12 protein-coding genes are annotated in these 14,733 nt (G+C 44.2%); 6 read left to right on the plus strand and 6 right to left on the minus strand.

The window, feature by feature from the left end; genetic code table 11:
* Positions 1-59 precede the first annotated feature (59 nt).
* The 6 genes from LQV63_RS06950 (at position 60) to LQV63_RS06975 (ending at position 6,425) form a co-directional block, all read left to right on the plus strand.
* Positions 60-929, plus strand: a complete 870-nt coding sequence (locus LQV63_RS06950; protein ID WP_233696143.1) for a LysR family transcriptional regulator — start codon at positions 60-62, stop codon at positions 927-929.
* Between the two features lie 167 nt (positions 930-1,096).
* Positions 1,097-2,542, plus strand: coding sequence for a dipeptidase PepV (gene pepV / locus LQV63_RS06955; RefSeq protein ID WP_233696144.1), 1,446 nt, complete (start codon positions 1,097-1,099; stop codon positions 2,540-2,542).
* A gap of 357 nt (positions 2,543-2,899) precedes the next feature.
* Complete coding sequence (locus LQV63_RS06960) at positions 2,900-3,253, plus strand: VanZ family protein (RefSeq protein ID WP_267933919.1); 354 nt, start codon at positions 2,900-2,902, stop codon at positions 3,251-3,253.
* A 262-nt stretch (positions 3,254-3,515) separates the two neighbouring features.
* Positions 3,516-3,845, plus strand: a complete 330-nt coding sequence (locus LQV63_RS06965; protein WP_233696146.1) for a phasin family protein — start codon at positions 3,516-3,518, stop codon at positions 3,843-3,845.
* A 28-nt stretch (positions 3,846-3,873) separates the two neighbouring features.
* Positions 3,874-5,499, plus strand: coding sequence for an ABC1 kinase family protein (locus LQV63_RS06970; protein ID WP_233696216.1), 1,626 nt, complete (start codon positions 3,874-3,876; stop codon positions 5,497-5,499).
* A gap of 134 nt (positions 5,500-5,633) precedes the next feature.
* Positions 5,634-6,425 (plus strand): MerR family transcriptional regulator, encoded by a 792-nt coding sequence (locus LQV63_RS06975; RefSeq protein WP_233696147.1) that lies wholly within the window; start codon positions 5,634-5,636, stop codon positions 6,423-6,425.
* A 95-nt stretch (positions 6,426-6,520) separates the two neighbouring features.
* Here LQV63_RS06975 and LQV63_RS06980 read toward each other — a convergent pair whose 3' ends face one another.
* The 6 genes from LQV63_RS06980 to LQV63_RS07005 form a co-directional block, all read right to left on the minus strand.
* A complete protein-coding gene (locus LQV63_RS06980; protein ID WP_233696148.1) occupies positions 6,521-6,829 on the minus strand; it encodes a YerC/YecD family TrpR-related protein in 309 nt (102 codons plus the stop codon).
* 612 nt (positions 6,830-7,441) lie between these two features.
* Complete coding sequence (gene nhaC / locus LQV63_RS06985) at positions 7,442-8,818, minus strand: Na+/H+ antiporter NhaC (RefSeq protein WP_019423460.1); 1,377 nt, start codon at positions 8,816-8,818, stop codon at positions 7,442-7,444.
* Positions 8,819-8,910: 92 nt separating this feature from the next.
* A complete protein-coding gene (gene thiD, locus LQV63_RS06990; protein ID WP_233696149.1) occupies positions 8,911-9,735 on the minus strand; it encodes a bifunctional hydroxymethylpyrimidine kinase/phosphomethylpyrimidine kinase in 825 nt (274 codons plus the stop codon).
* Between the two features lie 85 nt (positions 9,736-9,820).
* Complete coding sequence (tdc, locus tag LQV63_RS06995; RefSeq protein ID WP_019423458.1) at positions 9,821-11,689, minus strand: tyrosine decarboxylase; 1,869 nt, start codon at positions 11,687-11,689, stop codon at positions 9,821-9,823.
* A gap of 76 nt (positions 11,690-11,765) precedes the next feature.
* On the minus strand, positions 11,766-13,175 hold the full coding sequence (gene tyrP, locus LQV63_RS07000; RefSeq protein ID WP_019423457.1) for a tyrosine-tyramine antiporter: 1,410 nt from the start codon (positions 13,173-13,175) through the stop codon (positions 11,766-11,768).
* An 809-nt stretch (positions 13,176-13,984) separates the two neighbouring features.
* The gene (locus LQV63_RS07005) at positions 13,985-14,692 is read right to left on the minus strand and encodes a protein rep (RefSeq protein WP_233696150.1); all 708 of its coding nucleotides are present in this window, start codon (positions 14,690-14,692) and stop codon (positions 13,985-13,987) included.
* Between the last annotated feature and the right edge of the window lie 41 nt (positions 14,693-14,733).

The following is a 14,733-nucleotide window of genomic DNA, read 5'->3' on the forward strand; positions in this document are numbered from 1 at the left end:
TGATATATTTTCATATTTCATATCAATATTTTTGATACCACGGTTGTGAGGAGAACGCGATGAACATTGAGGATTTATATACGTTTCACGTCGTCGCCCAGGAACAAAGCATTTCCAAAGCGGCGGAAACACTCAACTTCGTGCAATCGAATATTACCGCCAGAATCAAGCGGCTCGAGCACGAGTACGAGACGCAGCTCTTTTACCGCCACCGGCACGGTGTCACGCTGACATCAACTGGAAAGGCGCTTATGGCCTATACGGAACAAATTCTTCAGCTCATCGAAGAATCCAAAAAAGCAATTATCCACTCGAAATCCCCGACCGGACCGCTAGCTATCGGTGCGATGGAAACGGCGGCTGCTGTGCGACTGCCTCCGCTGCTCGCCGCTTACGGCAAAAGATATCCCGAGGTGGAGCTGCTCCTGCATACGGACAGTACGAGTGAGCTTGTCAAGATGGTATTGAACCGCGAGATCGAGGGCGCATTTATTGCCGGGGAAGCGAATCACCCCTACTTATGTGAATTTCCCGTTTTTGAAGAGAAATTGGTGTTCGTCGTGCAAAGGAACCTGACATCCCGCCTCGTCAAGGACGATTTGGAGCAATATAACTTGATCGTATTCAAGTCCGGCTGCTTCTACCGCACAACGATGGAGGATTGGCTCCGTGCCGAGGGCATCGTTCCGAAAAGAACGATGGAGTTGAACACGCTCGAAGGAATTATTGGCTGTGTCAAAGCCGGGTTGGGCATGTCCATGCTGACCGAATCCGTAGTCGATCAGCTTGATCGGAACCATGACCTGGCCCGGTACCCGCTGCCCGGAACAGCCGGGAGCGTCTCGACCCGATTCATCTATCATAAAGACATCGTAAAGACCGCTGCATTCAACATGTTCGTCACGATGTGCCAAGATGAGCAGCCATGAGCCAGCCTTTGCCGTTGGCCATCAAAGCTGAACGTCCGCGCTATAGCAATATTTTGCGTTCGCTTGACTGCAAACGTTTTATGCCATGCTATACTTAAATGGATTGGATTGCTCGGGCTATGAACACGAACAATTCTTCACGACAACGGAATAAGGAGTGCACAATAATGAATTGGATGGCTGAAGTTACTGCAAGACAAGACGAGCTGTTGAATGATTTGAAAGGGCTGCTCCGCTTTGAAAGCGTTAAGGACAACAGCACCAGCGGACCAGGACAGCCGATGGGCCAGGAGATCGCCCGGGCGCTCGATTATATGCTCGAACTGTCCCGCCGCGAGCAGTTCCGCGTCAACAATCTGGACGGCTACGTCGGGTATGCTGAATACGGGGATTCCGACAGCGACGAGTATATTGGCGTGCTGTGCCATTTGGACGTCGTTCCGGCCACTGGCCAATGGACTACGCCGCCTTTCCAGCCCGATGTCCGTAACGGCAAGCTGTACGCACGCGGTGCGATCGATGACAAGGGCCCTACGCTCGCAGCCTTTTATGGTCTGAAAATCGTAAAAGAGCTTGGACTGCCGTTAAAGCATAACGTGCGGATTATATTCGGCACCGACGAAGAGAGCGGCATGGAATGCATGAAGACGTATACGAAGCGCGAGAAGATGCCGATGGCTGGCTTCGCGCCAGATGCCGACTTCCCGATTACCCATGCGGAAAAGGGGCAAATTAACAACAAATTTTTCCTTAAACGGAATGGTGGTTCGTCTAAAGAAGCAGCACCAGTGGATGGGGCTCGATTCGAACTGAAGGCCTTCCATGGCGGAGGCATTGCGAACATGGTTCCAGAGTCGGCAACAGCGACCGTAACCGGGGAAGCGTCTGCAATTGCGGACATGGCGGAACAGTTCCAGGCCTATTGCGCCGAACAGCAGTTGAACGGCACCGCCGAGGTTAAGGCAGGCCAGCTAGAGCTCGGGATGAAAGGCAAGTCTGCGCACGGTATGGAACCACATGTAGGCGTCAATGCCGCATTGAAGCTCATGCGTTTCCTGCGGGAATACCGCTTCCAGCCAGATGCCGATCGGTACATAAGCTTCATCGGCAAGCATCTGGTCGACGACCATCTGGGTACGGCGCTTGGCATCCAATACGAGGATGACATTACCGGTTCGCTCACTGTGAATGCAGGCATTTTCGAATACTCGGAGCAGGCAGACTCGTTCTTCCACTTGAACATCCGCTTCCCGGTTACGCAGCAATGCGATGACATCCTCGCAACGCTGCAAGCGAAAATGGCGCCCTACGATATCGTGATCGATGACGAACTCGATTTGAAGCAGCCCCATCATGTGGATCAGAACCATCCCATGATCAAGATTTTGCAAAATATATACGCAGAAGAGACGAAGCTGGAACCGACCCTGCTCACGACTGGCGGCGGCACGTACGCGGCCTTCATGGATAATGGTGTTGCATTCGGCGCCCTCTTCCCAGGCAGAGAAGAGACGGCGCATCAAGTGGATGAGCACATTGAGATCGACGATTTGTTGAAAGCGACCGCCATCTATGCCAGAGCGATCTACGAATTGGCCAACTTAGATTCATAATGCATTCTGTAACATAAGACAAGCTTGCGAGGCTGCTCCTTGCGTCAGCGTATGACGAAGGGCAGCCTCGCCGTCTTTACTGAGTGGAACATATGTTCAGGCAAAACATACGTCAATCATTACGAAGCATCCTTTTTATAATTCTATTGTGGAAGCGAGAGAAGAATCGGGATATCGTTATTTAAGAACTTTATGATATTACTTATGAAATTAGTGATTTGTATATGAATAACAGAAGGTGGGGGCAATCGTGGTTTTTAAGCTGAATTTTATCCTGATGGCAATTATCGCTGTTGCGATTTGGCTCCTTTGCCGATATAGAGCCCGCAGCAGACAGTCCAGTACAAGGTATCGCGAATGGTGGGACTGTACCCAAGACCGTTCTCGGTTGACTTTTATTTGTTTGCAGAGCTTAGACGGATGACGGACATCAAACTGCAACTGTACTACTCGGTGGCCAACATAGCGATGACAGTCCCATTCGGTTTGCTAATTCCGATGTTATACCCATTCGCGCGGAAAATATACATAACCGGACTGTTGGGTTTGAGCTTCTCCCTGATCATCGAACTGGCGCAAGTTCTGTTTACAACGACACGCACGGCTACAGTAGATGACCTGTTTTTCAATACGGTAGGCGCGATTATGGGATACTGCTGTTTCTATTTAGGGAATAGGAGCATCCGCAACCACCTTAGCAATAAAAAATGAACTCGAGCCGAGAAAAAGTTTTTCTTCCATTAGCATGTGTGTAACTCAACAATCTCAAAAAACCGAAATATTGGAAAGATCCACGGGTATACTACAAATATAAGTTGACTGTAATGTATCCAGCGGACCTGACTGTGTTGCAGCGCTTGCTGCGGAAATGAGCGCCAAAGCATTCATTCCAATGAAGCCTGCCGTAAAGAGAAATACACGCTCGGTTCGTTGCATAGAATCCAATGCAGGATGAGACTAGGAGGGATAACGCATGAGTGACTTGTTGAAAAAAGCCGTCTCGCTCGGATGGGGTCTGACAATGGCCAGCAAAGAAAAGGTGGAGAACCTCGTGGATGAACTGGTGAAGCGGGGGGAGCTCGCGCCTGCGGAATCCAAAGAATGGATCAACCGGCTCATCGAAAAAGGCGAGAAAGAACAAGCTGAATTCAAAACGATGATTCAAGAGCAAGTCAAACGCAAGCTACAAGAAATGGACGTTCCGGTAAAGTCCGAACTGGCCGCATTGGAAGCGCGCATCGCCGAATTGGAGGCGCGTCTCGCTCGATCGGAAGCGGAGCCGGAGCAGGAACGTGTGGATTAGACATACCCGCCGCTACCGGGAAATCGCCATGGCGCTCATGCGTCATGGCTTTGGCTATATGGTCGAGGAGATCGGGCTGTTCCATGTGCTGTCGCTCCCCCGCCGTATGATTACGCGTAAAGCACCGGAGACGAAGACGGTGGGAGAGCGGATTCGGTTGGTATTGGAAGAGCTCGGTCCGGCCTTCATCAAGCTGGGCCAGCTGCTCAGCACTCGCTCCGACTTGTTCCCAGACTCCGTTATCCGGGAACTGATCAAGCTGCAGGATCAGGTGCCCCCTTTCCCGGCACACGAGGCACGCCGCATTATTGAAGCGGAGCTCAGGATGTCCATTGGAGACATCTTCAGCTCCTTCGAAGATGTACCCGTAGCGGCGGCTTCAATCGGTCAGGTTCATCTGGCCAAGCTCCACAGCGGGGAAGCGGTAGCGATCAAAGTTCAGCGGCCGGGCATCCATCCTGTCATCGAACGCGATATGGAGATTGTTAAAGGCTTGATCGCCATCGCCGAAAAACGCTGGACATGGGTGGCAGAGTATCAGATTCCGCAAATGATTGAGGAGTTCTCAAAATCGATGAAAGCGGAGCTCGACTACAGTCACGAAGGCCGCAATACTGAGAAGATCGCGCGGCAGTTCCTGCATTCGGCTGACATACATATCCCCCGGATTTATTGGCAGCACACCTCCTCCCACGTGTTAACGATGGAATATGTGCAAGGCGTGAAATTAAACCGGCACGAGGACATCGTTGCACATGGGCATGATTTGAAGGCGATAGCCGAACGGTTCGTTCATGCGATGCTCCACCAAATGTTCATCGAGGGCTTGTTCCATGCCGATCCGCATCCCGGCAATTTGCTTGTATTGGATGACGGCAGACTGGCTTTCCTCGACTTCGGCATGGTCGGCCGCTTGAGCAGTGATATGAAGGAGCATCTATCAGATCTCATCATCTCCTTGATGCGACAGCGGACGGATGGGATCATCCGGGCGATTGCAGGGCTCGGCGTCGTCCCCGACCGTACCGATATGACGCGGCTAAAGCGGGATCTGGATCGGCTGCGCGCGCAGTATTACGACATTCCTTTTACCGACATCAGTCTGGGGCAGTCGCTGCACGATCTGTTTGCTGTCGCCCAGCGGCACCGGATTACGCTCCCTCCCGATCTTATTATGCTGGCGAAGGCGCTCATTACAATGGAAGGCGTCGTAGAGGAGTTGGATCCGACTCTAAGCATTTTGGATATGGCGGAGCCATTCGGGCGCAAATTGCTGTTGGAAAAATACAGTCCTCGTCGTGTCCGGAAAAAGCTGCTCGGCGGAGCTTCCGATTTTCTACAGGCGCTGACCGATCTGCCGAAGCAGGCTAATCAGCTTGCCCGCATCCTGAGCAGCGGCAAAGTTAAGGTCGAGGTCGAATTGCCGGATCTGGACTATACGCTGCACAAGTTCGATCAGATCAGCAACCGGCTCTCCTTCAGCATCGTGCTGCTCGCCTTCAGCATCATTATGGTCGGGCTTATTGTCGGTTCCTCGCTCAGCAGAAAGCCGACGCTGCTGTGGGATGTTCCAGCGATCGAGATCGGGTTCATCGTCGCTGCCTTTATGTTTCTATGGCTGCTGTACGCGATCTTCAAATCCGGCAGATTTTAAGCGGTGCTAGTATGGAAAAGATCCATTACAATCGGAATGAGGGTGACTTCCACTAACGAAGACGCCCTTTTTTTATTTTGCTGTTGACTCTCACGTTACGTGATGGATTACGATAAAGGCAAGGAGGTGAGCGGATGGCTTACAGAGTGAAGGAAGTGGCCAATTTAGTCGGAATTAGCGTGCGCTCGCTCCACCACTATGATGAGATTGGGCTTCTGAAGCCGGACACCGTCACCCCGGCAGGATACAGGCTGTATTCGGACGACAATTTAGCGACGCTGCAGCAAATTTTGTTCTTCAAAGAAATCGGCTTCTCGTTGGAAGATATTAAGCAAATTTTGGGCCAGCCGAATTTTGATCGGAAGCATGCTCTGCAGGTGCACCGGGAATTGCTGCTCAAGAAGAAGGAGCGAATCGAAGACATTATTCGCACGGTTGACCGTACGATTACATCCCTAGAAGGAGGTATAGTTATGAAAAAGAAAGAGATGTTCGAAGGCTTCGATATGGCGGAAATCGAGGCGCACCAGAAGAAATATGCCGCGGAAGCGCGCGAGAAATATGGTCGGGATGTCGTCGATCGCACGATGGAACGGACGTCCAAATATGCGAATGACGATTGGGCTGCAATTATGGCAAGCCAAGCAGCCATTTATAACAAGCTCATCGCTGCGATGGAACAAGGGCCCGCGGATCCGCAGGTCCAGGCGGCAGTCGGCGAATGGAGACGGCATATTACGAATAACTTCTACGATTGCACGCTCGACATCTTCCGCGGTCTCGGCGATTTGTATATCGCTGACGACCGCTTCACGAAGAGCATCGATCAATATCAGTCGGGCTTAGCCCAATTCATGCGGGAAGCGATGCACATTTATTGTGATAACGAAGAGAAGTCAAATTGTGCCGATAAATCAACTCTATAACCTAGAGCACACGAGCCTTAGAATCGATTCTAAAGCTCGTGTGCGAGTCCGCTCACTAGATTCCCCTAGTTAACTAAAATGTGAAGTGGCCCAAATCACTTCTCTGAATTTTTTTTAGCCTTCATGCGTTTAAACACGACATCATACATATCATTTCCGTGATGCAGGGATCGCTTCACACGAGAGATCGTTGCTGTGCTTGCGCAGGCCACCTCTTCAATCTCACTGTAAGTATTATGATTATATAACATTTTGGCTACTTGAAATCTTTGAAACATGGTCTTAATTTCATTTACAGTACATAAGTCATCAAAAAAAGAATAACACTCTTCGACTGTTTCTAGTGTCAAAATCCCTTGAAAAAATTCATCTAAAGCTTGTCCTTGCAGTTCATCTATTAGCATGTGTCTACCTCCTAGAGTGATTGCTGCATCATACCATTCTCACTTCATCTTGAGATATATGATCAGAAGGCCGTTAACAAGAGCATTTATTCTGTCACCTAAAGATATTATCTCCTTAGAAAGCCATTTATTAGAGCAACCAGTACACAATCAGCAAACTATGTGATTAATTTCACCGATATATACAACATTATTTAACTATCAATATTAAAATTAGGCAAAACTATTATATCATTATTTTTCCGAGCGTAATTCATCCATATATTACAAAAACCATGAGTTTGGATATATTATCAAATCATTTCCCGCTGTAATCGTTAACAAAAAAATGGATTTACTAGTTCGTGGACGCTTCAGCCAATGAAGCCCGTTTTGTCCAAAAATCCATTTATTACAAGTTTCTTTCACAACGGAATCGTTGCTGCTGTTGCTCTATCTTGCATCGGTTTAGACTTTCACAGAAAAAAGCCGGCTATATAAGTGGAACTAATTTTTTTTACTTGGCGGTTGAAGTAAGCTACATTGGAATATATACAGTAAAATGTACGGTTTGGCGGCTAAACGGCATGTCACTGTACATAGTCCAATGTAAGATGAGACAAGGGGATACGATCAAGCTGCTCTAGATGATTTTTTTTCTGTTCTTCTAATAAAACCCCACAAAATATTTAACACGGGAGCGACAATACAAAATATTGCGAATGGAAAATATTCCAATGTAGAAACACCTAAGGTACCCGTAATGAATACGCCACTAACTCCCCAGGGAATAAGCGCATTGAAGGCTGCACCGGCATTGGCCAATATTGCCGAAAGCTGCTTTGGATGCAGATTGATTTCTTCGAATTGAAATTTGAAAGCTTCACCCGGCAAAATAATGGATAAATATTGTTCACCGAGAAGAATGTTAATTCCCATGGCACACAACGCAGTCATTAAAATTAATTTTCCTTTTGTACTTACGAATGCCGAAATACTTGATATTAAGGTTTTAATGATCTTGAGCTCTACTAACAGTCCTCCCAGAGATAACGCAAGCAGGATAAGAGAAACAGACCACATCATACTTTGAATTCCACCGCGAGTAAGCAGGACATCTACACTCTCCACTCCTGTATGCGAAACAAATCCATCTTGCATCAGATTGGAAATTTCAACAAAGCTAGTGTGTGGATGATAGATATAGCTGATACAGATCGTAAAAGCAATGCTCAATAGCAAAGTCGGAATGGCAGGTATCTTTCTCCAAGCACAAATGAATAACACCAATACTGGAATTAATGTAACAACCGATATGGGAAAAGAGGAATACAATGTATTAACTAATTCATCAATTTGAGCCCCTGTTGACAAGACTTTTGAGTGACCCACTATCGCGAAGAAGATGAGTGAAATAACGAACGACGGAATCATTGTCCGCATCATGTTTCGTATATGATCGAATAAGTCCACCTCTGCTATAGCAGATGCTAAGTTAGTTGTATCAGATAAAGGGGATATATTATTACCTAAGAAGGCTCCTGAAATGATGGCTCCTGTGGTTAGTGCCGAATGGTATCCCATGATTTGCCCCATCCCAAAGAAGGCGATACCAACTGTCGAAATCGTTGTGAATGAGCTTCCTACGGTTACCCCCACAAGCGCACAAATAACAAAGACGGAAGGTAAAAAGAATTTTGCCGATAAAATTCCGAATCCATAAACCATAATCGTAGGAATTGTTCCTGCAGCAATCCAGACGCTTATCAAAGCGCCAATAAGCATAAATATAAGGATGGGAATCAAGCCCGGCATAATGCCGTGTTGAATGCCCTTGTGGATGACATCCCAAGAAACGCCTTTCATCTTCGCGAATAAGATAACAGCACCTAACGAAATCAAAATAGGAACTTGAGGAGATAAGCCTAAGCCTATAATACAAGTTCCTATGATCGCCAATAGAACAACTAAAAGAAACATACTTTCTTTTAGCGTAACATCTTTTTTCATATGATAGACTCCTTATCATTTAATGACCATCTATTTAATCATGCAGTCATCAAAAATTGGGATATAGATAGGACATAAACAATAATTTGAGCTTATTGATGCAAGCGCTGATCCGCCTTATTGTATGCTCCGTGCCATACGGGTCCAACGAAACGATTAAAAGCAAAGCCAGACCTGATGCCTTCGGCAGTGAATGCTTTTGCTTTCGCTACTGCCTCTTTCACAGATAGCCCCTTGGCAAGTCCTGCTGTTATAGCCGCGGCAAAGGTGCATCCTGCGCCGTGATTGTGATTCGTATGAATCTTCTCTGAGTCATACAATGTAAATTCCGAGCCATCATACAGCAAGTCAATCGCTTTATTATCCTCTAGCGATTTCCCCCCTTTAATTACGACATGTTTCGTGCCAAGCTCTATAATTTTTTGCGCGGCTTCCTTCATGTCAGCTACCGTGCTTACCTTGGCCATGCCGGATAATTGACCTGCTTCGAATAAATTAGGCGTTACAATCGTTGCTCTTGGCAAAAGATACTCGCGTATAGCCTGTCCATTTTCTGGCTGTACCAGTTCATTTCCCCCTTTGCATACCATCACCGGATCAATTACTACACTTTTCACATCGTATTTGTCAATGACGTTGCTCACGAGCTTAATGGTGTCGACCGATCCGAGCATTCCCGTTTTCATGGCATCCAATGAACCGCCGGAGAATATCGTTGTCAATTGCTCATGCACAAGCTCTGAGTCCATTGGATGTACATGATGATGCCAATGATTGTCAGCATCCATGGTGACGATAGCCGTGATGGCAGTCAAACCAAAAGTTCCATATTCTTCGAACGTTTTGAGATCCGCCTGCAGTCCTGCTCCCCCGCTTGAATCAGAACCGGCAACGGTCAAGACTTTTTTGATAGTCATTTCAAGCACTCCCTGTCTTGTAAGAGATTGTATAAAGGGTGAATGCGTAACAACATTCCTATCGTTACGCATTCACGTTTCATTATTACGAATTCATTTCGTTGTTGTAAATCGATTCAAGTTTGTCTTGCATAGCTTTTTCAATCTTGGCAGCATATTCATCGAAGACCGCTTTATCATGAGCATATGGAGATAATCCACAAGCACGCAGTACGGTAACTTTGCCCTCGCGATCCCACTCTTTCTCGCTGAATCCAAGACTTTCAACAAATGGAAGCGGGCTATTGCCGTAGTCAGGAATAGCAAAATCTGTATGGGAAGTAATGAATTCGTTGTTGTATAATCCACCTTTAACGTAAGAAGCATAGTCAAAGAAATCATGGTTCAATTTATTCATTTTTTCCAAGTCCGTATTGCCTGCTTCGTTGAATACATAGTCCACCATGTTGAAGTCAGGTTTTGTTAGCGGATAAACGTTGATTGTTTTATCGCCAACTTTAAATTCTTTATTTTTCAAGAAATCGTAGAACCGATAAGATCCCTCGATACTTGCACCGATTAATTTCCCATAACCAGTTACGTTTAATGGCAATACTTTATGAGCTGTCCAGACTGCTGCTGCAGTTGCGCCTGCTTTTGATCCTTCAAGAATATAAGCGCCCAGCAATGCAGGAATGTCCGCACCTTTTTCGAATACATAGGTTGCGAAGTAGGAGATGGCGTCACGCATTCTGCTATCTTTAATAACAATTGCACCAGCGGAATAAGGAATATATCCCATTTTGTGCGGATCAATTGTAATGGTTTCAGCTTGATTCATGGCTTTGAAGGAACTGTAAATATCTTTGGTGAGCCATTCATTTTTCTCTGTGAAAATGTTGTATTTTTCATAAACTTCATCAATTTTGTCGTAATCGATAAATTCATTGTTTTCGTCCAAGAAGATAGCACGAGCATACCCGCCATAAGCAGCATCCACATGAATGTAGAAATAAATTCCTTCTTTCGCCAATTTCTCGCGAAGCTCTACCATTTTGTCGATCCGATCCACTTGACCTTCTTCAGTTGTGCCAATTACACCAACTACACCGAGAACCGGAATTTCTTGTGCAGCTAATTCACGAATTTTAGCTTCTAATTTGTCAATGTCCATGCGGTATTGATTATCAACATCGATAGCTTCTACACAATCCAACCCAGTTCCGATAATGTCAGCGGCTTTCAACCAAGAATAATGTTTCGTTTGTGGAATCAACCATTTGCCTAATTTATTGAGGTTTTTACCACTACGAGCAGAGCGAGCTTTCACTTCATCAAGTTTGTCAGGAATTTGATCCATGATGTCGAGAATTTCCTCTGTAGACATATTTAATAATTCCCACTCTGATTTCCCTTCCACATATTCAGGCGCTACTTCTTTAATAGCAAGCGGAAGTGACTTCATGTTTCTTGCGTACCATAGACCTTCTAAGTTCGCGATCGAACCGTCGGCACAAATATGTCCCCAACCTTTGTCTTTTTGGTAGCTCATAAGTGTAGCGAATTCATGTCCGACTTCTTCTTCCATTTGAGAAGTGCCTGGTGAAGATTCATAAGCTACGTTATTGCCGTTCCATAACATAGCAGCTGTATAAGCGATAATAGAAGGCATCAACGTTTCAGAATTCATATGTCCCCAGAAACGGCCTGCTGTGTGCCAAGGCAACGATTCTGTCCGAAGCTTGGAAGATAACTCATTAAATACACTACGTACATGGTCAGCAGTTTCTTGGAAGCTCTTCGAACTTCTATCATGCGGCGTAATAACCGGTAAATCTTGAGGTTGATAGTTTTGACGCCAGCCCACATGCTCATCCACGACTTTAAGTAATAATTCTTTGAATAAGTCAACATTTTCACCTTTGTCACCTAGGAATAGTGCTTTTAAATTGATATCTGGCATTTGGTAATTCATTGTTTGTTCCTCCAATATGTTCAATTAGGTTGTTAACGGAATATATGAAACTTGATATTCAGTAGCTCGCTAGTGATTACTCACTTTTTTTCCACTCCGGTTTTTTACATTTGTAAATAATCAGAGCGATACCAACCATAACGATAGTAGCTCCCACTTGATAGATAATGTATCCTGTGTATTGGCTAGGCTTCAGAATCGATGGTGGAATGATACTGACTGTAATCGTGATAGCAACACTTAACATGGATAAGATGGAGACAAACCACATTAATCCGTTACCCTTGCTGCCTAATCTAAAAGGTCTTTCAACCTCAGGCATTTTGTATCGTAAGCGAATAGCTGAGATAGCAATTAATGCATATACAACGCAATACAGAATGGTCGTTGTTATCGTGATAATCAGAAACGCGCTGTTGACATCCGGTACGACCACGTACAAGACAGCTACTAATGAAATAACAATCGCTTGTATCATAACAAAGGTGATTGGAATATCCCTTTTCGTTCTTTTTTGGAAGAACTTAGGCAAGTTCCCTTCATCCGCAACTTTAATCATGGATTTACTTGGTCCCAATACCCATGCGCTTAATTGAACTAATACCCCAATTAAAATCATGGCTGAGATCATATTTACAACGATTGATGGTATGCCTAAATTTTCACAAAATATAAGATAAGGTTGCGTAATATTGGCAAGTTCTAATTGCCCTCTTGGTACTGCATTGGATACCGTTAAACCAGCAACAAGGTTAAAAATAACTAATAAAATAACGGAAGCAATAACGGCTATCGGATAGTTGCGTTTCGGATTCTCGATATTGTTCGCATGCACGGACGAGATTTCAACACCTGCGAAGATAAAGATAATCCCCGACAAATAAGATAAGCTCCCCAATTCTGAAAAGTTCGGCACTAAATCTTTAACTTCAAAATTCCCCAAATAGCTGTTCGGCTGGATTCCGTTTTTGAACAAGTACATTACACCTAAAATGACAAGAATCACAAATGGAATGTAGACCCCTATAACCGATCCCAAATTACCGCAAATTTTAACCATATCAAATTTAAGATTTAATAACGTTACCCCCCAGTAAGAAATGAGGATAACCGCAAAAATAAAGTAATTGTTTGAAGATAGTTCTGGTACGTTAATGACATATCCGAACAACACACCTACTGTGGAAGATACCATTACCATACCGAAGAACATTTGAACCCATAATAACCAAGAGGTTACGAACCCCCATTTTTCACCCAAAGCTTTCTTCACCCAAACTTGAGGCCCTCCCTCTTCAGGGAATCCTGTTGAAAGCTCAGCTGACATCAATGCGATAGGCAGTGCAAATAACACCGCTGCCACAAGCATGTAGAAGATTTGGGTCCAGCCTGTTATGGAGAGCGTCGGTACACTGCGTACAGTACCAAAGAACGCCATCGTAATACCGATTAACCCGAAAAGTGTTAATCTTTTTGATTTGCCCATAAATCTGTCCTTCTTTCTGCTATTCAATTCTTTATTTCAAACTCTCTTAAAAATTTAGAGAAATAATTCACATGCAAGAAAAGATGTATAACGAATGTGGTGGTTTATTTCTCATCTTCACCTCTCGTTATGAAAATGTTTGTCTATAATTGTTAATCGATTAACTGGAACAACGCCAGTTTACGCCTCATTTTTTGTTATGTCAATAACCTATAACTCTCTGTTGTATAAGGCTTTTTGTTGTTTTTCCAAAATCTAATTACTTGTGCCTTTAAAGCTTTTACTACTTTATTGATAAAGGCTTTAAACGATGCGCGCTTTTAAGGGTAAAAGCGGCTATGAACTGAATTTCGGATTTATAATTCATATTTATGCATAATTATTCTATGTGTTCTTTTTGTAAGGAAGGAATCATTGAGATATGGAGTATGGGAAGTAACCTTATACGGAATCACTGCAGATCACGTTGGCTCGGAAGGCATACTTATGCAGAATGAAGAAATGTCTCATTTGGCAGTCTGGGACTTAGAGAATAGTGGAATTAACCTTTTTTTCTTTAATTTATCAATCAAATTTTAATGGTTTAAAATTGTGCAAATCTCAAGGGAAGGGATTATTATCCAAAAAAAATTTTGCGATAAACAAGATTCTTCAGGGGGATTGTACTGACACTTATTACCAAGGGAGTCTCTGGGTCTCTGGGAAATGACTGAGCGAATAATTGGAAAGGGACTATTCCGCAGCCACTTCCATGGCTTTTGGGACAGTCCCTCTTTAGAAAGATCATAAATGATAGATACCCTGTTTTTTTAAATGTTACTAGAAGAGAAAAAAGGGTTGTTTTGTTCTTCCCTTAAACCTGGATGCCACTCTAACATACTTTCAAATGCACAATTTGCAATTGAATCTTCTGTATATAATGTATCCATGTCTAGATCAAAGCTGTTATCGATTTCGAATTGGTCCATCACATCTTTTAATAGTCTGCTATATCCTATTAATCTTCGTGATGCAATATGGGTATTTTTTTCAGCTGAAAGCTTACTCTCCGCAGCTTCATCGAACAATGATAACCCTTTTTTCATTTTCATAATAATAGCACGGTCATCACCCTTGGAATTAACGGCTTTCACCTTCACAAATAAGTTGTTTTCAATATCCAATGCCTTACTCCACAGGGATACCCAGTTATCATATTTAATATAATATCTGCCTTGAAAATAACTTTTTATTGTTGGGAGCAAGATATGGATTCTGGGATAATATCTATCCCCTGATTTCACAATATCCAGCATTCGAAAATAACCAAGAGTAGCTTCCTTTATGCTCTTATACTTAAACAAACGATTAAATCCAATTAACATATTATTTAGCTCTTGATTGATATGTTCTTCTGTCACATTATCTAAACCTAACTCCACTATCAACCAATTGACTTGTTTCTCTTTGTTAACTTTTGTTATCATGTAGTGATTAAAATATGCTAATTGTAACGAGCGTTTCCACGATACAAGCATGATTAATCCCCGCTTTTACTCCATGATGATAGCTCAATTAA

The sequence above is a fragment of the Paenibacillus profundus genome (genome assembly GCF_021369635.1).
GTDB lineage: Bacteria > Bacillota > Bacilli > Paenibacillales > Paenibacillaceae > Paenibacillus_B > Paenibacillus_B profundus.